This window comes from Pedobacter sp. MC2016-24 (genome assembly GCF_015223055.1).
Taxonomy (GTDB): Bacteria; Bacteroidota; Bacteroidia; order Sphingobacteriales; family Sphingobacteriaceae; genus Pedobacter.
The window spans coordinates 114,797-140,016 of the sequence record NZ_JADFBX010000013.1; the positions used below are offsets into that span (position 1 = coordinate 114,797).

General features: G+C 41.6%; 16 protein-coding genes. 8 read left to right on the plus strand and 8 right to left on the minus strand.

The window, feature by feature from the left end; all coding sequences use genetic code 11:
* Window positions 1-4: 4 nt before the first annotated feature.
* Both accC and IM797_RS22530 read right to left on the minus strand, forming a co-directional pair.
* A complete protein-coding gene (gene accC, locus IM797_RS22525; protein WP_194129453.1) occupies window positions 5-1,489 on the minus strand; it encodes an acetyl-CoA carboxylase biotin carboxylase subunit in 1,485 nt (494 codons plus the stop codon).
* Between the two features lie 12 nt (window positions 1,490-1,501).
* Window positions 1,502-2,542 carry a low specificity L-threonine aldolase gene (locus tag IM797_RS22530; protein WP_194129454.1) on the minus strand — a complete coding sequence of 347 codons (1,041 nt, stop codon included), beginning with the start codon at window positions 2,540-2,542 and terminating at the stop codon, window positions 1,502-1,504.
* 426 nt (window positions 2,543-2,968) lie between these two features.
* On the opposite strand from IM797_RS22530, the gene IM797_RS22535 reads away from it, so the two are divergent.
* Window positions 2,969-3,826 (plus strand): N-acetylglucosamine kinase, encoded by an 858-nt coding sequence (locus tag IM797_RS22535; RefSeq protein WP_194129455.1) that lies wholly within the window; start codon window positions 2,969-2,971, stop codon window positions 3,824-3,826.
* Between the two features lie 62 nt (window positions 3,827-3,888).
* On the opposite strand, the gene IM797_RS22540 is transcribed toward IM797_RS22535, so the two are convergent.
* A complete protein-coding gene (locus IM797_RS22540; protein WP_194129456.1) occupies window positions 3,889-4,578 on the minus strand; it encodes an NUDIX domain-containing protein in 690 nt (229 codons plus the stop codon).
* A 344-nt stretch (window positions 4,579-4,922) separates the two neighbouring features.
* Between IM797_RS22540 and pfkA the strand changes: the two genes are divergently transcribed.
* The 4 genes from pfkA (at window position 4,923) to dcp (ending at window position 10,100) form a co-directional block, all read left to right on the plus strand.
* Window positions 4,923-5,909: a 6-phosphofructokinase gene (pfkA, locus tag IM797_RS22545; protein ID WP_194129457.1), complete on the plus strand. Its 987-nt coding sequence runs from the start codon at window positions 4,923-4,925 to the stop codon at window positions 5,907-5,909.
* 1 nt (window position 5,910) lies between these two features.
* On the plus strand, window positions 5,911-6,753 hold the full coding sequence (locus IM797_RS22550) for a hypothetical protein (RefSeq protein ID WP_194129458.1): 843 nt from the start codon (window positions 5,911-5,913) through the stop codon (window positions 6,751-6,753).
* A gap of 11 nt (window positions 6,754-6,764) precedes the next feature.
* Entirely contained in the window at window positions 6,765-7,763 is a 999-nt protein-coding gene (gene gap, locus IM797_RS22555) for a type I glyceraldehyde-3-phosphate dehydrogenase (RefSeq protein WP_194129459.1), read from the plus strand.
* 192 nt (window positions 7,764-7,955) lie between these two features.
* Window positions 7,956-10,100, plus strand: a complete 2,145-nt coding sequence (gene dcp, locus IM797_RS22560) for a peptidyl-dipeptidase Dcp (protein ID WP_194129460.1) — start codon at window positions 7,956-7,958, stop codon at window positions 10,098-10,100.
* Window positions 10,101-10,139: 39 nt separating this feature from the next.
* Here the strand turns inward: dcp and IM797_RS22565 are convergent, their stop codons facing one another.
* Window positions 10,140-10,880 (minus strand): hypothetical protein, encoded by a 741-nt coding sequence (locus tag IM797_RS22565; protein ID WP_194129461.1) that lies wholly within the window; start codon window positions 10,878-10,880, stop codon window positions 10,140-10,142.
* The gene (locus tag IM797_RS22570; protein WP_194129462.1) at window positions 10,880-11,449 is read right to left on the minus strand and encodes an RNA polymerase sigma factor; all 570 of its coding nucleotides are present in this window, start codon (window positions 11,447-11,449) and stop codon (window positions 10,880-10,882) included. Before IM797_RS22570 ends, IM797_RS22565 begins: the two co-directional genes overlap by 1 nt.
* 240 nt (window positions 11,450-11,689) lie before the next feature.
* Here IM797_RS22570 and IM797_RS22575 point away from each other — a divergent pair, with 240 nt between their 5' ends.
* From IM797_RS22575 to IM797_RS22585, 3 genes are all read left to right on the plus strand, one after another.
* A complete protein-coding gene (locus tag IM797_RS22575; protein ID WP_194129463.1) occupies window positions 11,690-12,676 on the plus strand; it encodes a hypothetical protein in 987 nt (328 codons plus the stop codon).
* A 178-nt stretch (window positions 12,677-12,854) separates the two neighbouring features.
* The gene (locus tag IM797_RS28465; RefSeq protein ID WP_228099052.1) at window positions 12,855-14,936 is read left to right on the plus strand and encodes a PKD domain-containing protein; all 2,082 of its coding nucleotides are present in this window, start codon (window positions 12,855-12,857) and stop codon (window positions 14,934-14,936) included.
* A gap of 34 nt (window positions 14,937-14,970) precedes the next feature.
* Complete coding sequence (locus tag IM797_RS22585; RefSeq protein ID WP_194129464.1) at window positions 14,971-17,667, plus strand: CHAT domain-containing protein; 2,697 nt, start codon at window positions 14,971-14,973, stop codon at window positions 17,665-17,667.
* 4 nt (window positions 17,668-17,671) lie between these two features.
* Here the strand turns inward: IM797_RS22585 and glgB are convergent, their stop codons facing one another.
* From glgB to IM797_RS22600, 3 genes are all read right to left on the minus strand, one after another.
* Window positions 17,672-19,579: a 1,4-alpha-glucan branching protein GlgB gene (gene glgB, locus IM797_RS22590; RefSeq protein WP_194129465.1), complete on the minus strand. Its 1,908-nt coding sequence runs from the start codon at window positions 19,577-19,579 to the stop codon at window positions 17,672-17,674.
* Window positions 19,579-22,044 (minus strand): glycoside hydrolase family 31 protein, encoded by a 2,466-nt coding sequence (locus IM797_RS22595; RefSeq protein WP_194129466.1) that lies wholly within the window; start codon window positions 22,042-22,044, stop codon window positions 19,579-19,581. The genes glgB and IM797_RS22595 overlap by 1 nt, the downstream gene beginning before the upstream one ends.
* Window positions 22,045-22,211: 167 nt before the next feature.
* A complete protein-coding gene (locus tag IM797_RS22600) occupies window positions 22,212-25,127 on the minus strand; it encodes a TonB-dependent receptor (RefSeq protein WP_194129467.1) in 2,916 nt (971 codons plus the stop codon).
* Window positions 25,128-25,220: the final 93 nt, after the last annotated feature.

Below are 25,220 nucleotides of genomic sequence, written 5' to 3' on the forward strand. Positions count from 1 at the left end.
GGGCTTATTTATTGATTCTGTTCTTTCTCCAATTGCTGGTACTTTCCTGTTGCAGCGCTATACTGCCAGACATCTTTTCTTTTTTTAGGGCAGATACCGCAAAAATTGCCGCCATGAGTGCTTCGGTCTCCTCTTCATTTTTCAGGCTATCGGCGTTGAAATACTTATTGACAAAGTGGGTATCAAAATTACCTGATGTGAATGCCTCGTGCTTCATTACAAAACGACCAAAACCGAGTGTGGTTTGTATGCCAGTGATCTGATATTCATCTATTGCCCTTATCATTCTATGTATGGCCTCTTCCCGCGTCTGACCGTAGGTGATCAGCTTGGCAATCATGGGATCGTAATAGATTGGAATTTCCATACCTTGCTCAAAGCCGTCATCCACCCTTACGCCATTGCCTTTGGGTGTATTGTAGGTTTGCAGCGTACCGATATCAGGTAAGAAATTATTTTCGGGATCTTCAGCATATACCCTCAATTCTATGGCGTGTCCATTGATCTGCAAATCTTCCTGCTGATAGCTTAACCGTTCTCCCCTGGCAATTTTAATTTGTTCTTTAACCAGGTCTAATCCGGTAATCATTTCAGTAACGGGATGTTCCACCTGCAAGCGGGTATTCATTTCCAGAAAGAAAAAGTCCAGGTTTTCATCCAAGATGAATTCGACCGTACCTGCGCCAACGTAATTTACAGCGCGTGCCACATCTACTGCACATTTACCCATTTGTGCCCGGATTTCAGCGGTAAGAATGCTGGATGGCGCTTCTTCAATAACTTTCTGATGCCGGCGTTGTATAGAACATTCCCGCTCAAAAAGATGTACAATATTTCCATGCGTATCACCAAGCACTTGTATTTCAATGTGTCTGGGCGACTGTACATACCTTTCAATAAATACCGCTCCATCTCCAAAAGCAGAAACAGCTTCACTTACCGCAAGCTGCATCTGTTCTTCAAAATCTGTCACCTGCTCCACCACACGCATGCCTTTTCCACCACCTCCGGCAGCAGCTTTGATCAAAATTGGAAAGCCAACTTCTACTGCGCGTTTTTTCGCTTCTTCCAAATCGGTAATGGCCTCTTCTGTTCCAGGCACCATTGGAATGTTGTATCTTAATGCTGCGGCCTTAGCAGATAATTTATTGCCCATAACTTCCATAGCTTCTGGCGTGGGACCGATTAAAGTGAGTCCCGCGGCCTGAACAGCACGTGCAAATGCGGCATTTTCGGATAAGAATCCGTACCCGGGATGAATGGCTTCAGCTCCTGTCACCTGACAAGCTTCGATGATCTTCTCCGCAAGTAAGTAAGACTGATTGGAGGGTGCAGGACCTATACATACCGCTTCATCTGCATAACGCACATGGAGCGCTTCCCGGTCGGCCTCTGAATAGACCGCTACGGTTTTTATACCCATTTCACGTGCAGAACGCATAATACGCAATGCAATCTCGCCCCTATTGGCTATGAGGATTTTATTCATTGGTAACGAAAATTATTTATGAGCTATTGGATGCAAATGTATTATGTTTTGGATTACGCCATCGATCATTTCCGGAGAAATGTCTAAATGTGTGACCATTCTGACGGTATTCGGCCCTGTGGTGTTACACAAAATACCTTTTTCATGTAAGAGATGTACAATATGGCTGGCTTTAAAACCTTCTGCAATCTCAAAAACAACAATATTTGTCTCCACAGGAAGTATACCAGCAACGTAATTGACTTGTGACAGTGCGGCTTCAATAGCCTTTGCGTGGTGATGATCAATGGCCAGGCGACTGACGTGATTTTCCAGTGCATACATCCCTGCTGCTGCGAGAAAACCGGCCTGCCTCATCCCACCACCAAATACCTTACGTATCTTTCTTGCTTTTTGGATGGTTTCTTTATTCCCCAGCAGCACAGAGCCAACAGGTGCTCCAAGTCCTTTGGAAAGGCAGATGGAGATCCCATCAAAATATTGCCCGTAAGCTGCTGCATGATCTCCTGTGGCCACGAGCGCGTTGAATATCCTGGCCCCATCCAGATGTAGTTTTAAACCTTTAATGTTACAAAGGGTGTGAATGGGCTCGATCTGGCCTAATGTATAACAGCTCCCACCACCTTTATTTACCGTATTTTCCAAAACCACAAGGCTGGAATTCGGGTAGTGAATATTTGGTTCGTTGATTTCCGGTTCGATCATTTCCGGTGTTAAAATGCCCCTCGGACCGTTTAGTAAACGTACTGAAGCTTGCGAGTGATAGGCTATGCCACCACCTTCATAACGGTAAACATGCGCCGTTTGATCGCAAATGACCTCGTCCATAGGTTGTGTGAAACACTTGATTGCAATTTGGTTGGTCATTGTACCTGAAGGACAAAAAAGTCCGGCCTGCATGCCAAACATGGAAGCCAGTTTATTTTCCAGTTCATGAACAGATTGGTCTTCGCCAAAAACATCGTCTCCAACGCTGGCTTCCATCATTGCGGCAAGCATACCTGCTGTAGGTTTGGTTACCGTATCACTTCTCAAATCAATTTTTACTGACATAGTTTACTATTGAATACAAAGATTCAAATTTTACACCTTAAAGAAGGCCTGATTATTGATAAATATCACAAAATACAATATTACACTTGGCTTTCACCGCTAAAATTATAATTAACTTTTTTATTACCCTTAAAACCCGCAATATTCTGCTTTAACGCAGGTTTAACATCAAGTTTATATGGATTTGATTTGGTGCTAAAAAAAAGGTGGTATTTTATAATTTGGATTTTAAAATAACAAGTGTAATTTAGGCTTAGTGTTTATTTGACAATATGGTCACCCAAAAAAAGCGCAAAAACACAGTTTAAACACTAAAGAGCAAGGAAAAAAAATACCGAACCAAAATAAAAAAAAATAAATTTATGAGCAAAACGTGTACAAAAGTGGCCGGATTATTTAGTTTTTTACCAAACGAAAGGAGATAATATGATAGTTATTGCAGATGGTGGTTCAACTAAAACGAATTGGTGCCTGATTAATGAAGCCGGCAGAAAAATCCTTTTTAACACCGAAGGTTACAACCCTTACTTTTCCGATACAGCTTACATCGTAAAATCATTGAGCAAGTCTTTACCAGACTATCTTGATGTGACCAAATTAACTGAAGTAAATTATTATGGAGCAGGCTGTTCCACAGACGCCAACCGTAAAATTGTGGCAGATGCGATGCAGCAGGTTTTTCCGAATGCCAAAGTAAATATTGGGCACGACCTTCTGGCCTCTTGCAGGGCATTATTAGGAGATGAGCCTGGTTTTGCAGCCATTTTGGGAACTGGAACCAATTCCTGCCTTTATGATGGTAACGAAATCACCCTGAACATAGATTCATTGGGGTATTTTCTTGGTGATGAAGGCAGTGGCAGTTTCATTGGAAAACGCATTTTAAGTGATTACATGCGTGGTTACATGCCAAAAGGACTTAGAGAGAGCTTTTACGATAATTTTGCATTGACCAACGAAGATATATTTGACAATATCTACAACAAGCCTTTGCCAAATCGTTTTTGCGCAGGTTTTAGTAAGTTCCTTTATGATTATAAAGACAGCTATGAAGATTATACATTCAAAGCCATTGACTTTGCTTTCACTGCATTTTTTGATAACCTGGTGGTACATTATCCAAACTACAAAGACTACAAACTGAACTGTGTGGGATCAGTAGGTTATAGTTTCAGGGATGTGCTGAGTGTAGTAGCCGACAGGTATGAAATGGGTATTGGTAAGATCATCCGCTCTCCTATAGATGACCTGGTGAATTACCACTTGAATTTGTTGGCAAAATAACAAATCCAGAATATAAAAAAAACGCTCCGGTTGATCAACCGGAGCGTTTTTTTTATGTCCTTTTAAAAAGAGATTTCTTTACTAAAGAGTTTTGCATATTTCCGTTTGTCGAATTTATACAGCGTTGCTGCCCGGAATGATACGCCGTATTGTTTTTCATTCAAATCTTTAAGCACACCAAAACTGAGCATTTTCTTGCGGAAATTTCGCTTGTCCAGTTTTTTACTTAAAATCACTTCGTACACATTTTGAAGCTGGGTAAGGGTAAACTTCTCTGGCAATAGCTCAAAAGCAATAGGCTGGTGCTTGATGCGCCTTTTGATCTTTTCCATTCCCTTTTCAAAAATCTGCTGATGATCAAACGCCAATCTTGGCAAATCTTTCACATTTCTCCAATAGGCCTGTTTGGCAAAGTTACTGATGGGCTTAACAGCTTTATCTCCACCCAAACGGAGCAGCGCATAATAAGCGATACTCAACACCCTACCCTGGGGGTGGCGATTGACATCGCCAAAAGTGTAATATTGCTCCATGTAAATGTCAGTAAGGCCGGTAAGTTCATTTAGAATGCGGGTTGCAGACTGATCCAGGCTTTCATGCTCCTGTACCAGATTTCCAGGCAAAGCCCACCAATCCTTAAAAGGCTCTTCATTTCTTTCAATCAGCAGAACTTTCAGTTCTCCTTCATCAAATCCGAATAATACACAATCAATTGAGAAAGTGGAATTAAATTTTGGTAAGACTTCTTTCAAAACATTAATATTTATTTCTGTCAATTATTCTTAATCAGCCTTAAAACATTCGAGGCGTTTTCACATGGAATTACTTCATTGTGCTTCCACTTGATGATGGATTTCAAGCAAAGTACAAATGTGTGTTCCAAAGTGCAAATATATATTCAATTAACATAATACCACAAAAACTAATTTTCATCTTTTTCAGGGTTATTTGTCATCCTTAACAAATAAAATCAGTTATATCGCTGAAAACCAATCCAGATGATGTACATTTCAATAATGAGCGCCCATTGACATTGAAAAATGTAAAATAAATTACTTAGTGTAAAAAATACACGCTATATTCGTAATATATAAACATGAAACCAAACATTAAAAATATCGCAGTACTAACCTCCGGTGGAGACGCACCCGGAATGAACGCCTGCATCAGGGCAGTAGTACGAACGGGCATTTACAATGGGATTAACATGTTTGGTGTGATGCAGGGCTATCAGGGATTAATTAATAACACCATTAATCCAATGGACGCCAGATCTGTAAGTAACATCATTCATATGGGTGGTACCATTTTAAAAACTGCACGTTGCCTGGAATTTAAAACTGACGAAGGAATGGCACTGGCTTATAAGCATTTACAAGCACGTGAAATTGACGGACTTGTGGTGATTGGCGGTGACGGGACTTTTACCGGAGCTAAACGCTTCGGCGAAAAATTCGGTATCCGGGTTATGGGAGTACCCGGAACAATTGACAACGATCTATATGGTTCGGACTTTACATTGGGTTACGATACCGCAATCAATACAGTCATTGAAGCCATAGATAAAATCAGGGATACGGCAGATTCACACGACCGCTTATTTTTTGTGGAAGTGATGGGCCGTGACTCTGGATGTATTGCTTTAAGGAGTGCAATCTCCAGCGGCGCTGAAGCTGTTTTATTGCCTGAAAAGGATACCAGTCTGAATGAACTGATCAGTCAGCTGGAAACCGGTGCTTCTACAAAAAAAACCTCCAGCATTGTGATTGTGTCTGAAGGTCATAAAGATGGTGGCGCTTACGAGGTGGCGAAGAAAGTAAAAGAACGCTTTAACCACTACGACACGAAGGTTACCATATTGGGCCATTTGCAGCGCGGTGGCAGTCCGAGTAGTTTTGACCGGATTCTGGCCAGCAGACTTGGCTTTGCCGCAGTGAATGAATTGTTAAAAGGTAATTCTATGCAAATGGTTGGCTTACGCGGAAACGAAATCCAGACCACGAGTATCGAAGAGGCTCTGACCAAACATACCTTTAAACTGGAACCTGATTTATTGGAAATGACTAAAGTTTTATCTATTTAAGATGATAGCAATCGTATACAGCGGATCGAAAACAGCATTCTGGAAAATCGCCAGAGAAGGTAAGGCAATTGCCGAATGTACCATGCCTGGGATTAACCCTTGTTTCAACGATCAGAAATCAATCCTGCAGCTCTTAAACAAAAAGACCGTGTTGATCAACCATGCAGAGAGCATAAAAAAGATCTACGTTTTTGCGGCAGGTGCATCTTCAAAAGCACGTAAAGATGAATTGGCTACTGCGCTAGGCATGTTCTTTAAATACAGTAAGGTCATTGTAAAAGATGACCTGTACGGCGCAGCGATATCTGCATGTTACAACCATTCCGGAATTGTGGGTTTATTGGGTAGTGGCGCAAACTGTGCTTATTTTGATGGTAAAAAACCGGAAAAGAACAATTTCGGACTGGGCTATGTATTGGGCGATGAAGGTTCTTCAAATTATCTGGGTAAGATGATATTGAAGCGCTTTTTACAGAAAAACTTACCTAAAGACCTGCATAGCTTGTTTGAAGCCAAGTATAATCTGGAGCGACCGCAAATCCTGGAACGCATTTACAAAAAACCAATGGCACAGCTTTTTTTAAGCTCCTTTTTCGATTTTTTTGTGGAAAACAGGAATCATCCATACATCAAACAGCTTGTTGATGATGGTTTTGAACGTTATTTCCAAACGTATTTATTACCTACTGTTAAGGCCAGACCGAATAAAGAAATACATTTTGTAGGCCTGGTGGCGGGGACATTCCAGGATCAACTGAGAACTGTTGCGCAGAAACACGATCTCGAAATTACATCAATTACTAAAGAACCAATATATAATTTACTAAACTACTATTCAAATTAATAAAAATTAAGATGAGCAAAATTGGAATAAACGGCTTTGGCCGTATTGGCAGACTGGTTTTCAGAGCTGCTTTAAAAAGAGGATTAGACATTGTTGCAATTAATGACCTTGTTGAGCCGGATTACATGGCTTATATGTTAAAATATGATTCTACGCATGGCCGTTTTGACGGAACGATTGAAGTAGTTGACGGACATTTAGTGGTTAACGGTAAAACCATCCGTATTACTGCGGAAAGAGACCCGGCAAACCTGAAATGGGATGAAGTTGGTGTAGAAACTGTAATTGAATCTACTGGTCTTTTCTTAACTAAAGCCGATGGTGAAAAACACCTTGCTGCAGGTGCTAAAAGAGTAGTATTCTCTGCTCCGGCAAAAGACGATACCCCTACTTATGTAATGGGTGTAAACCATGAGAAACTGACTGCTGATCAAACGATCGTTTCTAATGCTTCTTGTACCACAAACTGTCTGGCGCCAATTGCTAAAGTATTAAACGACAATTTCGGTATTGTTGAAGGCTTAATGAGTACGATCCACGCGGTAACTGCAACACAAAAAACTGTTGATGGTCCTTCGGCTAAAGACTGGAGAGGTGGCCGTGGTGGTTTCTCTAACATCATCCCTTCCTCAACTGGTGCTGCAAAAGCAGTAGGTTTAGTGCTTCCTGAATTGAAAGGTAAATTGACAGGTATGTCTTTCCGCGTTCCTGTAGCTGACGTTTCAGTGGTTGACTTAACTGTACGTTTAGAAAAACCTGCAACTTATGAAGATGTTAAAAAAGCAATGAAAGCTGCTTCTGAAGGTGAATTAAAAGGCGTATTGGCTTATACTGAAGACGAAGTGGTTTCTTCTGACTTCATCGGTGATCCACACGCTTCAATCTTTGATGCAAAAGCTGGTATTTCATTGAACGACAACTTCGTTAAAGTGGTTTCATGGTATGATAACGAATGGGGTTATTCAAATGCTTTAGCCAAATTTGTTGAATATTACGGAACTTTAAAATAATAAAACCGTTAATCGGGAAAGGCAGGATGTTTCACATTCTGCCTTTTTTTTATGCCTTTTTCTTCCAGCTGAAACGTGTGGTATTTCAGCGTACCGGCTTATCTGATTCCTGCGGCGCTACAATAACACCACAGTGTGTCCACAACCTCTTTTAATTTATGTATCTTAGATTTAACAAAAACTATGATTCGAATGAAACCAACTTTTAAGTTACCGCTAGTCGCGATGCTGGCCATTCTTGCATCCTGCACCAACAGCAATAAAAAAACTGCAACAGAACAACTGAAAATCACTAAGGACAATCCTTTTCTAAATGAGAGTAAGTTGCCTTATCAGGTTGCCGATTTCAGTAATATTAAAGACGCTGATTTTGAACCTGCTCTTGAAGAAGGCATGCGGATACAACTGGAGGAAATGGAAAAAATAGCGAATGATCCGGCTGCAGCAACATTTGAAAACACCATTGTGGCGATGGAGCGCAGCGGACAAATGCTGGGCCGGGTGCAGCGTGTATTTGGCTTGTTAACCAGTGCAAACACCAATCCTGAACTTCAGAAAGTACAAGAAGCAACCGCACCAAAGGAAGCTGCCCATCAGGATGCGATTTATCTGAATGCGAAACTGTTTAAAAGAATTGAGTCCATATATAACGAGCGCACAAAATTAAAAACTGATGCTGAATCCAGCCGCCTGATCGAATACTATTACCAGAAGTTTGTGCTCGCCGGGGCTAAATTATCTGAAGCAGATAAAGGAAATCTTAAAAAATTAAATGAGCAGGAAGCTTCTTTGAGTGCTAAATTTTCAAACCAGTTACTGGCAGCAACCAAGTCTGGCGCATTGGTGGTAGCCGACAAAGAAGCGCTAAAAGGTTTGTCTGAAGGCGAAGTTGCGGCAGCCGCCGAAGCTGCTGGCAGGAATAAGCTGGATGGAAAATGGCAGATTGTTTTACAAAACACGACGCAACAACCCGATTTACAAAGCTTATCTGATCGCAGCACCCGACAGAAATTATTTGAAGCATCGTGGAACAGGGCTGAAAAGAACGACAGCAACGACACCCGAAAAACCATTGTACAAATTGCCAAAATCCGCGCCGATAAAGCCAAACTAATGGGTTTTGCCAATTATGCAAGCTGGAAGTTGCAGGATCAAATGGCGAAAACACCCGAAGCAGTTGCGTCATTTTTTGCTAAACTGGTTCCTTCTGCTACGGCACGTGCCAATGCAGAAGCTAAAGAAATCCAAACCCTGATTGACCAGCAAAAAGGTGGCTTTCAGCTGGAGCCTTACGATTGGAATTACTATGCAGAGCAGGTACGCAAGGCGAAATACGATTTAAATGAGAATGAGATCAAACCTTATTTCGAATTGAATAACGTGCTGAAAAACGGCGTTTTCTATGCCGCAACGCAATTGTACGGCATTACATTCAAAGAAAGAACAGATTTGCCGGTTTACCACAAAGATGTGAAGGTGTTTGAACTGTTTGATCAAGACGGATCGGCTATGGGCTTATTTTATGGCGACTTTTTTAAGCGCGACAATAAAAATGGTGGGGCCTGGATGGATAACATGGTTGGACAGTCTAAATTATTTGGTACCAAACCTGTGATTTTTAACGTATGCAATTTCACCAAGCCCGTTGGTGGACAACCCGCCTTGATTAGCTTTGATGATGTAACCACCATGTTCCATGAGTTTGGCCATGCATTACACGGCTTTTTTGCCAACCAGCAGTATCCGAGTTTGTCAGGGACCAATGTTGCACGGGATTTTGTAGAATTCCCTTCTCAGTTTAATGAACATTGGGCAGTTGATCCTGCTGTATTTAAAAATTATGCAATTCATTACAGCACAGGACAAGCCATGCCACAGGTATTGGTTGATAAAATAAAAAAGGCAGCAGGCTTCAATCAAGGTTATGCCCTGACAGAGCTTTTAGCCGCAGCAACATTGGATATGCAATGGCATAAGTTATCGGCATCAGAACCCTTACAAGATGCAGATCAGTTTGAAACATCAGCCTTGAAAAAAACAGGTTTGAGCTTGTCCTACGTACCGCCACGTTACCGTTCGAGTTATTTCTCCCACATCTGGGGTGGTGGCTATGGCGCAGGCTATTATGCTTATCTGTGGACCGAAATGCTGGATCATGATGCTTTTTCCTGGTTTGAAGAAAACGGTGGTTTAACACGTGCAAACGGGCAGCGTTTCCGGGATATGATCTTGTCTAAAGGAAATACAGAAGACTATGGAAAAATGTTTAGAGATTTCAGGGGACATGATCCCAATATCGCAGCGATGCAGAAGTATCGCGGCTTGCCAAGCAAATAATGTTTAAATAAGAAGGCAGCCTAACCGCTGCCTTTTTATTTATTTCAATTTTTGAATCAGTTCTTGCGCCTTCGCGTAATTGCCATTGCTTTCCGGAACTTTAGACAACCAGGTTATGGCTGATAATGTGTTCCCTTGCTTCAAATGGCTGAGTGCAATGCCATAGGCCGCATCGTATTTAAATACAGATTCACCAGCATAAAGTTTTTCCAGCACAGGTATGGCTTCACCAGGCTTGTTGATCTCGGTTAAAGTCAAACCATAATAATAGGCAACCAAAGCATTACCGGAATCCTTTTGATATTCTTTTTTCAACAGCGTTACCGCGGCAGTAAAATTCTTTTGATTGTAAAATTCAGCAGCTTTTTGCAGCTCATTGTCGTTACCATCACCACGTTCAGCGACAGACATTTCTTTTTTAACTGCATATTTCTCGTATAAATCTGCATTCCATGGTGCCCAGACAAATAAGCCAATGATCAGTACCGCAGCCGCACTCCCCCATTTCAGATACTGAACAAATGGTATGATCCGGGCTGTTTTCCTGCTTTTAAAATATTGATCGTTTAGATTCCTGAGTTTTTCATTGACTTCCTGATCAGATTGGGATGGGGCCAAATGCATTTTTAAAGTCTGATGCAGGTCACGGTAATCGGCAACAAGCTTTTGCAATTCCTCATCCGCAGCAAGCGTCTGCTCAAAGCCGATCTGCTCTTCGGGCTCCATATCCCCTTCCAGGTAACGGGCTACTTTCAGTAATTTATCCTCGTTGCTTATCATTATTCTGCTATTTTAATCAATTGAACCATTTTCATCAGTGAAGCCATACATTCTGATTTCTTCTTCCTCAGGTACCCATACGTAACCCCTAAAGCCTCTGCTACCTTTTCCTGAGCTTCGCCCTTCATACTCCAGGTGATGATCTCCTTACAGCGTTCTCCCAGTTTCCCGAAAGCCTCCAAAAAGATTTTGGATTGCTGTGCCTGGTTTTCAAGCTCGTCTGCATGTGCAAAAGTATCTTCTCCGATATGTAATAAATCCTCCTCCTGATTTGTTACCGGTAAAATTGATTTTTTTTTGATTTCATTTAACCATTTACGCTTGCAGATTAAAAGTAAAAAAGGTTCAAAAGGACAACTCAGTTCCAGTGATTTGTATTTACCTTGTCTGTAAACATCCATCAGTGCTTCCTGAAAAACATCTGCGGCATCATCTGCTGTCCCATTGTTAAATACAATCCAGGATTTGATTTTTCCGGCACAGCGTGTGTAAATTTCATTAATCACTGCCGTATCGTTATTTACCAAACCAATGATGTAGCGCTGATCTGCATGTGTTTTTTTGACCATGTAAGCTGGTTATTGTAAAGAATAACAATACTAATTTATAATTTATTTTCATTGGAATATAATTATTCCTGTTTTGTGTATGGTTTTCATTTGGATTCGCGAGCACGTAAATCCGAGCTGATAAAAAAGTTTTCATCATGGGGGTAACAAAAGAAACAGCGCCTTGATATCTGTATGAATCCACAGATGGCGAACGCTGAAAAGCCCTAAAAGAGTAAGCATTTTTAAAACGATATCATCATGAAAAAATTTAACTCCATCCCAGCACTAGTAATGATCGCACTATTAAGCTTCACAACCGCTTGTAAAAAAGACAGCGATCCAAATGGGAACACCGCAAACAGCAGTAAAGAATTTACAGCAAAATTTGGTGCACAAAAACAAAGCATCCAGATCAACGCCTCGGCATTACCGCAAACCATTACCCTCGCCGGCGGTTCTAAGATTGTATTTCCTATAGGCTCTTTAACCAAAGGCGGTACTCCGGTAAGCGGCAACGTAACCGTCGAAGCTTATGAAGTTTTGAAAAGAAGTACTGTACTTTTTACCGGAGCAAATACCAATCATGCAACGGGGGCACCCTTATCTTCAGATGGTTTTATCTTTATAGATGTGAAAACCAATGGCAGCAGCGTAGATCAGAACCTGGCCATTCCGGTAAAAATCTCGATTCCGGCAAAAAGAACCGGCGCCACACAACTTTGGGTTGGCGTAGATCAGCAAAATCAACCGCTGCAGGCCGATGCCGGCAACCAGATGGCCTGGGCGGCACCAAGACAAGCCAATGGTGTTGGGATGAAGGAGGTTCAGCCTACACAAGACGCCTTTACATTTGACTTCGGTAGTTTAGGCTGGATCAACTGCGATGTATTTTACAACTTTAACAATCCCAAAACAACAGTAACCGTTGAGGTACAGAATAACCCTGGAACCATGGCAAGCTTCCGTGCTTTCGGCGGAGAAACATTTGTGTTCTTTTGTGCTAAAGGCAGCAACGTAGCGGCACAACTATACACGCCTAACGGAACCAACAAAGTAAAAAGCTATGACAACATGATGCCCATAGGATCTGAAGGACGTATGCTGGCCTTCTCCATCAAAGACGGCAGGTATTATTATGCAGCACAGGAAACAACCATCAGTGCAAATCAAAATGTGGTGCTGACTTTAGCGGAAACTACCGAAGCTGCAGTACAGGCCGCCATTAATAGTCTTGACAATTACTAAGTGTTCCAAAAATCACAAAACAGCAAGGCCTGAATCAGGCTTTGCTGTTTTGTGATTGACATGGCTCCCAATGGTTTTGACACCCTTAAAATAAATTATATTTCAATGAAATATATTGTTATTTTTATTAACAAATAACCAGAGCAATATTTTCTTACAGCCACCACAAATCCACAAGATGAAGAAAAAGCTACCCCAGGCCCTACTATTTATAGCAGGATTTTCTTGTTTACAGTTTTGCATTTTCAGTGCCTCGTTTGCCCAAATAAAAAACAGCACGGCTAAGCCCCATCCTATTGGAATTGTTCCGGCAGACACCATACCAGCAATTGTGAATTATAAGATTGAAAACAATGTAGTTCAGTTCAGTTCTGTTTTACGTCCCTTAAGACAAATTGCAGGTGCACCAGAGCCTTTTTATACCTATTTCTGGGAATTTGGCGATGGACAATTTTCTTTTGAGAAAGAACCTCAACATGTTTATCCCGATAGTATCCTATATCAGGCAAGGCTGTTTGCAACGAACAGTTATGACGACGGCAAGCGTCCGCCTACCCGGCCAAAACCACTAAAGCCAGGAACGAGCAGACCAGTACTGGCTTCAAATCAACAACCAGATTTTTTTAAATCCAAAGGTAATATCGAACTTAAAACCAATTGCATGCCTAAGCCTAGCGAAGACATGATGCTGGTGTTGGGTTATAGAAACAAAGCTGAAAACGGAACGCCAGCCTTAAACGGAACAATAGCCATTCTTTACAATGACAAGGAGTTCAATAAGGATAATTTTGAATTGGTTGAGGCCAGGCTATACAACCAGGAAAAGAAGACCAGTATGGATAAGTACAGCACAATTGCAGCGCTAAAACATGGTCAATCGACTCCTCCATTCCTGGCCAGTTTAAACGGACCCAATCAGGAAGATTTCAATAACATTGTAGTCGATGAAAAAGGAAGCGCACTGATCAAATCAAGTATGGAGGCCTTTAGAAAAGCTGAAGCCTGGAAATTTGAGAACCTGAAAACGGGACAGGAAAAATTTCTCTTCCTGGAGCTGAAAACCACACCGGAGATGATCAAAGATACAAATGCTGTGGTTAAGCTCACAGGAATGTTTATTCCAGACAATCCCCTGGTTGCTACAGAATTTTTCACTATGGAATTACAAATCGTAGCTTCGCACGATCCGAATAAAATGATGTTGAGACACAGCAGGATGAATTATCGCTTCACCGGAAAAAACAGAAAGCTCAGCTATAAAGTCCGATTCCAGAATACAGGTAAAGGTCCGGCAAAAAAAGTAGATGTAGGCGTTGCCATCTCGGGGGTACTGGATAAAAATTCGGTACAAATTATCGACTCTAAACCAAAATTGCGTTCCTGTGATTCGGCATACGCGAACCAAAGCTGTCTGGATACAATCAGCACGACAGATAGCCTGCATTTTATCTTTAAAAATATCTACTTACCTGGCTTACAGCAAAAGGGTGTCAATGACCCGGATTCTACGATGGGCTTTATTGAGTATAAAATCGGGTTTAAAGATAAACCTAAAAAGCTACCTTTTAAAAGTGGCGCAGCCATTGTATTTGACAAGAACGAACCCATTTACACCAATCGTGCTGCTGGCAGATACAAGATGGGTTTATCTCCCGGAATCATTGCCGGATATGGGTTCCCTTTTGGAAATGGAAATACACCCTATTCAGGGCAAAAAAACTTAACCTTCGGCCTAAGCCTGGCTCCCTATGCACCACATCGCTATTACTGGCAGGTTGAACTTTATATGAGCACCTTTGCAGAAAAAGAATACCACATCAGCCATACACTTGGAGACGGGCGTCTGGTACCGGTTATGGTGGATGGTAAACAGCAGGAAGGACGGGTTAAGTATGCAGATAGTTCCGTCCGGATTAAAGTCACCACCATCAACATTGTCCCCTTACAGCTGAGGTATAATTTCAACAAATATATCGGAGCTGGTGTAGGTACCCTGGTAGCCCTTGACATCGATAAGCAGGTAAGTCCAGCTAAAGAAACTGTTTATCAGATTGTAAATGCCGCCGGCGTTCAAACTGAACTAAGCGCATCACAGACTTACGATAAGAAAAGTTACCGTTTAAAAGATTTTCAAAATACATTCTTTGCCGACATACAGGTGGGCAAGGTGCATGTAGGCCCATCATTAGGTTTCCGGTATTTATATACGGCTCAGGGCTCGTCAAATCGGCTAATAACCTACCTGACCTGGAAATTTTAGCTAAAAAGCTTTACTTTAGCTAAAACAGGATGTAATGAAGTTTGCCAGGTTTAGCCTTTTTGTACTGCTGATTCATTTTTCACTTTTGCCTGCGGCAAGATCGCAGGGAAAGGATGTATCCATGTCAGGTATTGAAAAGACGCTTCAAATCCTTAAAAGCCAGAATAAACTGGAAGATTGGATCTATGCCAGAATTGATTTCAGCTATCAGAATCCGACTACCCATCTTTCCTTTTTGATGGATACCGAAAAAGAAATGTGGCGAAAACCAGGTTCTGTGGCTGAGCAGGAAGCCTGGTTGATGTTGCTCAGTAACCAGGGCTATAACCAATTGTATGCTGGTAATATCTTAAAATCTATCAATTGTTACGAACAGGCCTACAACTACTACCTGGCTAACAAACTGGAAGTAGCCGGTGTTGCCGACTATGTATTGAAACCCTGGGCCAATAATTACACAAGGTTAGGCGATTACGAGAAGGCACTGTTTATACAGAAAAAGACACTGGAATACGCAAAACGAATTGGTGATGTTGATTTGCTGGTATCCGTTTATAACAACATGGCAATTTCTTACCGGTCAATGGGAGATTATGCCCTTGCAGAATCGTCCATTTTTAAGGCTTTAACACAAATAAAGCCCAGCGCGAAGGAAAACATTCTGTTGGATAATGTTCTGGCGGATATTTATAAGGACAAAAATGAATTTGATCGGGCGGCACATATCATTTCCAGAAATCTTTTAAGATTTAAAAAGATAAAGCCTGATTTCGAAACCGCTTACTGGTTACTCAGCACTTATGTTACTGCAGGAGATATACAGTTTGGCCAGCACAACTTTGTTTTGGCCCAACAGTACTATGAGCAGGCAAATTCAATTAACCAGGTCCATTACCAGGGTAAAAGATTAAGGGAACAAGCGTACGTTTTCACTCAAATGGGAAAAGTTAAACTTGCTCAGGGAAAAGCGAAGCTGGCGCTCAACTATTTCAATCAGACACTGCATACCCTCGGTATTCAAGAAAATGAAACTAAAGACCTGTTTGGAGACAATAGACTTGTAGAGGTATTTTATCAAAAATCATTGGCAGAACAACTGTTGAACAAAAACACACAAGCCTTTAAAAGCATTCGCTTCTCACTCTTAGCTGCCGATCAGATTCGTTTTGAACTGGCCGATGTAAAGACCAAACAACGCTTTCAGGCAGAATCAAAGCTCATTGCTGCTAAGGCGGTAGACCTCGCCTTTAAACTGCTCGAAGAAACAGGTCAATATGCCTATGCAGAAATGCTTCTGGATATAGCAGAACACGCCAGAGCCAGGACCTTACTGGATGAAATTCAAAGCAATCAACAGCAATTTAGTTTACAAACCAAAGACCCCCTGTTTGCAGAGAGAACGACCTTAGAACGGGCAATTTCCTACCATGAAAGAGAACTTATGCAAAACCAACAGGATCAGCCCAAAATACAAAACCTCATCAGCACACTCAAATTCAAATTGGATTATCTGGAAAAAGAACTCAGCACAAAATATCCTGCTCTATCCAGTTCGGGTCATGAGCTGATCAGTACAGGAGCTGGCCTGGAGAAATTACCTAAAAATGCGAACTTTATCGAGTTTTTCACCGGACAGGACAATCTTTATTCCATTTTGGTTAAAAACAAACGCATCAGACATATCCATAAGAATACCAGGGCAAAATGGATTAAAACCACGATCACCAATTTTAGCGAAAAGTATTATCAACATGGAGCCATGGCGATGATGAATGATCCAAGAACTTTTTTCGAACAGTCACAATTGATTTACCAGACCTTACTTGCTGCCCTACCCATAGATACCATGGCTAACCTGGTGTTAATTGCAGACGATGCTTTGAGTCATTTGTCCTTTGACGGACTGATTACAGGGGGCAATTATACGCCAGAAATAAGGGCCTGGCCTTTTCTGATCAAAAAAGCAAATGTTTCGTATGCCTTTTCTATACAGACCTGGTTAAGGCAATCGACAAAAGGACACGGCTCCCAAACCAATTTTGAAGGCATATTCCTGACGCATAAAGGTAAGGACAAACAGTTTATTCCCGCTGTAGCGAAAGAAGAAAAAGCCATTAGCAAATTAATCAGGGGGAATTTCTATGCGGACCAGCAGGCAAACTCGAAACAGTTTCACAAAGCTTTTAATCGCGCCCAGGTACTTCACATCAGCACCCATGCTTACCTGTCAGGCTTACAACAGGAACCTACACTTGCCTTGGAAGACGGAGCAGTCTACTTGTTTGAACTTGCAGCAAGGGAAAGTGCACCTGAACTTGTGGTGTTGAGTGCCTGCCGGACTGCCGATGGGGAAATGGCGGCAGGAGAAGGACTGCTCAGCTTAAGCCGGGGCTTTACTGCCCTGGGGACTGGTGGAACCATCGCTGCTTTATGGAATGTGAATGATGAGGCAGCCTCGGTCATTACCAGAGGCTGCTACCAAAATATCATTGCTGGACTAACGGTCAGCAAGGCATTACACCAGTCTAAACTGGATTGGCTCGATGATAAAAATCAAGCCTCGCAGAACTACCTTCCTTATTACTGGGACGCTTTGATTTACACGGGTTATGACCAGCAGATCAGTTTACAACCAGCCGGCAACCCTGTCCGTAATTATATGATCGCTGCAGGCATTGTCCTCTTAACTTTTGCCGGATACTTTATGCTCAGCAAAAGAAAAAGGCCTTAATTAACTATTTGCTTTGTTTTAATACCGTAACGGCCAAAGGTGGCACATTGAGCAACAAGGAGTGCTCCCGGCCATTACAAGAGATCTTTTCTGATGAAATGGGCTTTTTATTGAGTTTACCACTGCCAAAGAAATCCTTTGCATCTGTATTGAAAATTTCTTTCCATTTGCCTTTAAAAGGTAACCCAATCCGGTACCCTTCCCGGTAAACAGGTGTAAGATTCAATACCACGATCAATGTATCTTTTGTTTTACGGGATTTTCTAACGTAACTGTAGATGGAGTGTTTAGAATCATCCGCATCTATCCATTCAAATCCTTCATACGAAAATCCGAGTTCGTACAAAGCAGGTTCAGCTTTGTAAAGCTTATTGATGGCACGCACAGTTTTTTGCATACCCAAATGCGGTGGGTGTTCCAGCAAGTGCCAGTCCAGAGAGTTTTTAAAATCCCACTCATGTGTTTGTGCAAACTCATTACCCATAAATAACAGCTTAGTGCCGGGATGTGTAAACATATAAGCATATAACACACGGAGATTGGCAAACTTCTGCCATTCATCACCTGGCATTTTATAAATCATAGATGATTTTCCATGCACCACCTCGTCATGTGAAAAAGGCAGCATAAAATTCTCTGTAAAGGCGTAGGTAATGCTAAAAGTAAGCAGGTAATGATGATACCGGCGGTTGATGGGATCGTTTTTAAAATACTTTAAAGTATCGTTCATCCAACCCATCATCCATTTCATGCCAAAGCCCAGTCCGCCATCATGCACAGGCCGGGTGACAAAAGGATAAGTACTGCTCTCTTCTGCAATGGTATGTACACCTTCATAATTCCCATAAACGGCAATATTAAGATCTTTAAGAAATTGGATGGCACCAAGATTTTCACTCCCCCCAAATTCATTTGTTGCGGCTTCTTCAGCTTTGCGGGAAAAATCGAAATAAAGCATAGAGGCTACTGCATCTACCCTTAATCCGTCGATATGGAATTTATCCAGCCAATACAGGGCATTACTGATTAAAAAAGAGCGGACTTCATTTCGATCGTAATTGAAAATATAGGACTTCCAATCGGGGTGAAAGCCCTTTCTCATGTCAGAATGCTCATAAAGATGCGTACCATCAAAATGATATAAACCATGCGCATCTCCAGGAAAATGTGAAGGTACCCAATCCAGAATGACAGCAATATCATTTTTATGCAGTTCATTGATCAGGTACATCAGTTCCTGTGGTGTACCATGTCTGGAGCTGGCAGCAAAATATCCTGTAATCTGATAACCCCAGGATGGAAAGTAGGGATATTCCATAACCGGCATAAACTCTACATGGGTAAAACCCATATCCAGAACATAGGGAATCAGGCTATTGGCAATCTCTTTGTAGGTCAGTACCCGTTTTGGTTCACTTGGATCACGTTGCCAGGATCCCAGATGCAGTTCATACACGGACATGGGTTTGTCCAATGCATTTACTTTCGGACGCCTGTTCAACCATACCTTATCTTTCCAGCTGAAATCATTATCCCATACTATAGAAGCGGTTTTTGGAGGATGCTCCCAGCGTGTTGCATAGGGGTCTCCTTTTTCAACCTCAACCCCTTCAAAACCTCTGATCAGGTATTTGTAAATGGCTCCTTTAGCTACATGAGGAATAAATCCTTCCCAGATTCCGGACTCATCCATTCTTTTGTTTAAAGGGTGGACAGTATGATTCCAGTCGTTAAAGTCGCCAATGACACGTACAGCCTGGGCATTAGGTGCCCAGACCGCAAAATATACACCGGCAGTTTGGTCTACCTTGATTAAGTGGGCACCAAACTTTTCATATAGCCTAAAATGCTTGCCTGAAACAAATAAGGAAATGTCAAAATCACTGAATAAGCTATGGGCAAGCACTTCCATTAGTTATATATTTTAATAGTGGTGAAGTTTTTATTTGATTTAAAGCGCAAACAATTGCGTTCATCGATGTGATAATCGGTAACATCCTTATCGTCGACAGTTATTTTATTCACGTTGAAAGGTACACCAATTACATTGTAATTGTACAATTCATAATTTGGGGTGTACAACCCGGTAATGCTCTGTTCTATTGTCAACAGATATTGGGTTCCTCTAACGCTAAATTTCTTCTCCGAATAGATATCCTGTTCATAAGCAAATGTATCGCCGTGATCTTCAAATAAGAAAGAGTTTACCTCGTAATCGGAATAGTATACGTTGAGCATTACTTCTTCGACATGAATTTCACCTACATACTGCATCACCGGATATTCAGGGATCACCGATCCGGCGCGCACGAATAATGGCATCCGCTCTATTGGCGCTGCAACGTTGTGCTCACTTTCTCCATCCAGTATTTCATGTGTCCACAAATTGAACCACTTACCTTTTGGTAAATATACCATCCGGGAAGTTGCTCCCTGTTCCAATACCGGGCATACCAGGATTTTATCCCCAAAGGTAAATTCATCCTGACGGAAACCATTGCCTACATTTTCCTGCTCCAGCATTACCAACGGCCTCACAATCGGGAAACCATAACGGTGGTGCTCCCAGAATACCGAGTACAGATAAGGCATCAGGCGGTAACGCAATTCAATATAAGTTCTGTTGATGCTGGTATATGGTTCGCCGAAACTCCAGGGTTCGCGTTCCGCAGTATCACCTGCTGAGTGGGCACGCATAAAAGGAGAAAAAGTACCGAGTTGGATCCAGCGGGTAAACAACTCTCCATCCGGTTCTCCGCTAAAGCCGCCGATATCTGTACCACAAAAAGGCACACCAGAAACAGACATCCTCTGGCATTGAATATTGCCGATTTTTAAATGTTCCCAGGTGGCCACATTGTCCCCAGTCCACACACATCCGTAACGCTGCATGCCAGAATATCCTGCGCGCGTAATGGTGAAAGGACGCTTGTTCCGCATCAGTTTTTTGAGTCCGTCATAAGTAGAGCGGACCATTTGCATCCCGTAAACATTATGTGCTTTACGGTGCGATCCTCTATAACCATCGTAATTGTGTCTTACATCATTCGGGAAAGTGCCTGAACCAAATACTGCAGGTTCATTCATATCGTTCCATACGCCAGCCACGCCAATATCTACCAGTTCCTTATAGAGGTTACCCCACCACTCCCTTACCGTTGGATTGGTAAAATCAGGAAACTGGCAACGACCTGGCCAAACATGTCCTTCCATGAAGTAATCGTCGCTTCTTCTGCAGAAGTAATTGTTTTCTTTCCCTTCTTTAAAAACCCAATAGTTGTCATCTACCTTAATTCCAGGGTCAATCATAACCACAGTTTTAAAGCCATCATTGGCCAACTCTTTGATCATTCTTTTAGGATCAGGGAAATAATTCTTATTCCAGGTGAAGCATCGGTAACCGTCCATATAGTCGATGTCCAGGTAAATGGCATCACAAGGGATATTTCTGGATCTGAAACCATCGGCAATCTCTTTCACCTTTTTCTCCGGGTAATAACTCCAGCGGCATTGATGATAGCCTAAGGCCCATTTTGGCGGCATGGGATGTGTACCTGTTAAACTTTGATAACGTTTAACCACATCAATCATATGCGGACCATGGATATAATAATATTGCAATTCGCCACCATCAGCCCAAAAGCTGGTCTTGGCATTGTCTTCTTTTCCAAAATCAAAATACGATCTGAAGGTGTTGTCAAAGAATATACCATATGCCGCCTGATTGTGCACACCGACATAAAAAGGAATGGTCCGGTACAAAGGATCCTGATCCCAGCCAAACGAATAGGCATCAGTATTCCAATTCTGGAAATGACGACCTCTCAGGTTCATATTTCCTGACTTATCACCTAAACCAAAGAAATTCTCTTCAGCCTGGCATTTTTTTGTGGCAAAAACGTAGTAACCACCAAACTCCACATTTTCCTCCCAGTGCATCGGTGAAGCATCTTCGCTCATCACCATTTGCGTATGGTTGTCCACAAAAGAAACATTAAAATCACTCTTACGGACATTACAGGTAATGGTATTCGTAGAAATGGCATAATACTCCGGATGTTCTTCCATCTTAAAGGTGGTTACCTTCTGGTCAACTGTGGGTACAGCGTAAGAAAAGTCATCTAAAAAAACACCATGGGGTGCTAGTCTGACACGGATGATCTCATCACTAACCACGCGGACCTCCACTCTGGCGTCACCATCACTGAAATAGAATTTATTTCCATCCTGTGCTGATTTTTGCACCGTATTCAGGTATTTTTTAACAATAGGTTTTAAGGCCGCGACAGGATTATTTAAGTGCTGTATTTGCTCCTCTGCTGCTTCAAAACTGATTATATCATTGATATCTTTCGATTTATCGTTTAGTTCTTCCATGAAAATTCCTTAAATAAGCCAAGTATAAGCGTTTACTTCGTGTACTTTGTACAACTAAGGTGTTAAAATTTATGTTAAAACCAAAGGTTTTTTGCAAGATAAAGTTACCGCGAAAAAAAAGCCCTGGCAATGTAGCCAGAGCTTTCCATAACGCAACAAGGTATTTACTAAGGATTAAAAGTATACGCTACATAATAAAGCGCCCCCACCGCAGGGTTACCATAAGAAGTGATGTAATACTTGTTAAGGATATTTGAACCGCCTATTTTGATTACAGAATTTACCGATGGCATTTTAAAATTCACCTGCGCATCAACTGTGCCGAATTCAGGAACCTCTCCGGAAACGAAAGAACTATTCCAGTAAAACTTTCCTTGCCAACGGTAATTCACGTTAAATCCAAAGTTTTTAACAATCTCTTTATTACCCAGTCCAAGGTTATAACGAATTTTAGGTGTGTTGAAATCATTGATATAATCATCTGGAAGATCACCAATCTGGTTATAAGAAACGTTTCCACTCAGGTTATAATTTTTACCCAATAAATAATCAATTCCCAAAGCCCCTCCATAAGAAGTGACTTTTCCCTTAGCGTTTACCGGCACACCAAATTTAGGAAAGGGATAAGCTGTACCCTGGGCCTGATAAACTTCTACAGCGGTAATGAAATCTTTATACTGGTTGTAATAACCATAAGCATCGATTAAGAAATTAGGGCCTAACAAACCTTTATAACCAATCTCATAAGACTGCACACTTTCCGGCCGGATACCCCTCGGGTCAAATTCATAAACTTTTAGCAATGCCGGATTGGGTGTTCCTGTTGCCAGTGAGGCATCATATGCCCGATAACTTGCATCGGTATACGGTTTCTTATCTGTAAGCATGCCGTATTTATTCAGCATTTCAGGCAAACCACCAATCAAGCGCTGGCGGCCACCGGCAACCGATAAGTCTATATATTGATTTTGAGTGGTTGGGTTGCGATAACCTGTTTGGTAAGATACACGGATGTTATTGTTGGGAGCAACAGTAAGCACACCAGAAATCCTGGGTGTAAAGCGACCATCAAAATTGGTACTTTTGTCGTACCTGCCTGATAAAGACAATTTAAATTTATCGTTGAACAGCTTTTTCGCCACTTGTGCAAATGCGCCATATTCGTTGATGTCTATTTTATCCGTCAGGTCATTAAAAATGGTTCCGCCTGAACGCAATTGATAAATGCGATAAGAACCTCCAACCTGCAATTCCAATACATTATTTAAGGCATTCGAAAAGTTGTATAATCCTTCATAGTGATAAAGATTGGTTTTATCATTGAATTTTGCGCCTTGTCCGGAAGAAATTGTATTGTTAATAATATTACTTTTCGCGGTTTCGAATTGCGGGGTACCTGGCATAAACCGACCCTGATCGGCAAAGCTTCTGGCCGCATTATGAGCCGCCTGGCTATCCTGTCCACCAGCAAGTGCACCAGAATAAGCCATCGTATATTTAGCAAACCAGCCATTTAAAGCATCTGCTCCCGGCAGTGTGCTCGGACTATAAGCTTCATTGATAAATGAGCCAAGTATAGAGGAGATGTAAGAATCACCTGAACGTTCCTGAGTGGTGTATCCCCGTAGAAAGAAGTCCTCTCCTTTTAATTCTAATTTAAATTGTCCAATGCTAAAATTCCGTAAAGAATAGCGATCTGAACCCGTGTAAACAGAGGTTCCCGTTCCCCAAGCAGCATGCCCTATAGCTTCAATAGTAGGCGTAAGCTTATAGTGTATCGACCCTGAGGCCTTTAATGACTGCGTATCATAATCAACTAAATTGCTTTCATTGTATCCTGTTCTTGATACGGCCTGACTGGTTATACCGCCCTTTTGCAAACCATACATTAAAGCAAGAAACGGACTTAGCTGCGACATTGCCGGCCTTAAACTCGCAAATAAAGGATTTGTGTTGATCTGGTTCAATACTGCACTGTAACTGGTTAATCCGGGATTGCTGACCAGTGAATTAAATGCGCCATAAGCAGCAGGTTGTGCTGTAGCGAAATTGGAACGTATTTGCGAGCCCACCAGTAAAATATTGGCATTAACTTCGTCACCATATACGTTTACGCCGTCATAATTGGGATCTGTGGTACGGCTACCAGCTTTAAAACTACGACTTGCCCGATCAAAATTACTATAGTTATCAGCCTGCCAGTCTTTAGCCTGCAAAAATGAAAAAGTTCCTTTTATTGCAAACTTATTGTTCCAGGCTTTGGCCATGCGTACTTCCAGTTGCTTAAACTCCTGATTTCCGGTATTTTCGTCATTCAAATGATTGATACCTGTTTTAAAAGAAAAACTGGCTCCCTGATAGTCAAATGGACTTTTTGAGGTCATCAACATCGTTCCACTAATCCCGCCTGCACCATAAAGTGCGGAAGATGCGCCAGGCAACAACTCTACATGATCTACATCAAGATCCGAAAGTCCAATGATGTTACCTACCGAAAAATTCAATCCCGGTGCCTGGTTGTCCATTCCATCTACAAATTGGTTAAAACGGGTGTTGCCATTAGAATTAAAGCCCCTGGTATTGATGGATTTAAATGTCAAACTCTGGGTACTGATTTCTACGCCCTTCATGTTGTTCAGTGCATCGTAAAATGAAGGGGCAGAAATTTCTTTAATTGCTGAAGCACCCATGCGTTCTACAGATACAGGTGACTCCAGAATTCGCTCCGGTGTTCTGGAAGCCGATACCACAACTTCCTGCCCTAATATAGAGGTTGATTCGAGTTCGATATTGATACCATTGGTATTTCCAGTAATTGTACGTTCTACTGAAGTATAGCCCAGAAAGGATATCACTAAAGTAAAGGGTGCTTTATGGGTTGTGCTGAAAGAGAATTTCCCATTGGCATCACTGGAAGTTCCACTGGTAGTGCCTTTTACGGTGACGCCAACGCCAGGCATAGGTTGTTTAGTTAATTTGTCCGATACGAATCCATTAACTGTCACACTTTGTGCCTTCGCCATAAAAACCGCAAAAAACAGCACAAGAAGTGTAAAAATCGCTTTGGTAGAAATTCTCTTCATATATAGTTACATTTGGTTATAGAATTAAACATAAACTTAATACTTTTTTTGACATAAAAAAATTTAATCTTCTTTAACATTTAGAAGTTAAAA

Coding starts and splice junctions, on each gene's coding strand:
- accC (WP_194129453.1), bottom strand. CDS start 1,489: ATGAATAAAATCCTCATAGCCAATAGGGGCGAGATTGCATTGCGTATT.
- IM797_RS22530 (WP_194129454.1), bottom strand. CDS start 2,542: ATGTCAGTAAAAATTGATTTGAGAAGTGATACGGTAACCAAACCTACA.
- IM797_RS22535 (WP_194129455.1), top strand. CDS start 2,969: ATGATAGTTATTGCAGATGGTGGTTCAACTAAAACGAATTGGTGCCTG.
- pfkA (WP_194129457.1), top strand. CDS start 4,923: ATGAAACCAAACATTAAAAATATCGCAGTACTAACCTCCGGTGGAGAC.
- IM797_RS22550 (WP_194129458.1), top strand. CDS start 5,911: ATGATAGCAATCGTATACAGCGGATCGAAAACAGCATTCTGGAAAATC.
- gap (WP_194129459.1), top strand. CDS start 6,765: ATGAGCAAAATTGGAATAAACGGCTTTGGCCGTATTGGCAGACTGGTT.
- dcp (WP_194129460.1), top strand. CDS start 7,956: ATGAAACCAACTTTTAAGTTACCGCTAGTCGCGATGCTGGCCATTCTT.
- IM797_RS22565 (WP_194129461.1), bottom strand. CDS start 10,880: ATGATAAGCAACGAGGATAAATTACTGAAAGTAGCCCGTTACCTGGAA.
- IM797_RS22570 (WP_194129462.1), bottom strand. CDS start 11,449: ATGGTCAAAAAAACACATGCAGATCAGCGCTACATCATTGGTTTGGTA.
- IM797_RS22575 (WP_194129463.1), top strand. CDS start 11,690: ATGAAAAAATTTAACTCCATCCCAGCACTAGTAATGATCGCACTATTA.
- IM797_RS28465 (WP_228099052.1), top strand. CDS start 12,855: ATGAAGAAAAAGCTACCCCAGGCCCTACTATTTATAGCAGGATTTTCT.
- IM797_RS22585 (WP_194129464.1), top strand. CDS start 14,971: ATGAAGTTTGCCAGGTTTAGCCTTTTTGTACTGCTGATTCATTTTTCA.
- glgB (WP_194129465.1), bottom strand. CDS start 19,579: ATGGAAGTGCTTGCCCATAGCTTATTCAGTGATTTTGACATTTCCTTA.
- IM797_RS22595 (WP_194129466.1), bottom strand. CDS start 22,044: ATGGAAGAACTAAACGATAAATCGAAAGATATCAATGATATAATCAGT.
- IM797_RS22600 (WP_194129467.1), bottom strand. CDS start 25,127: ATGAAGAGAATTTCTACCAAAGCGATTTTTACACTTCTTGTGCTGTTT.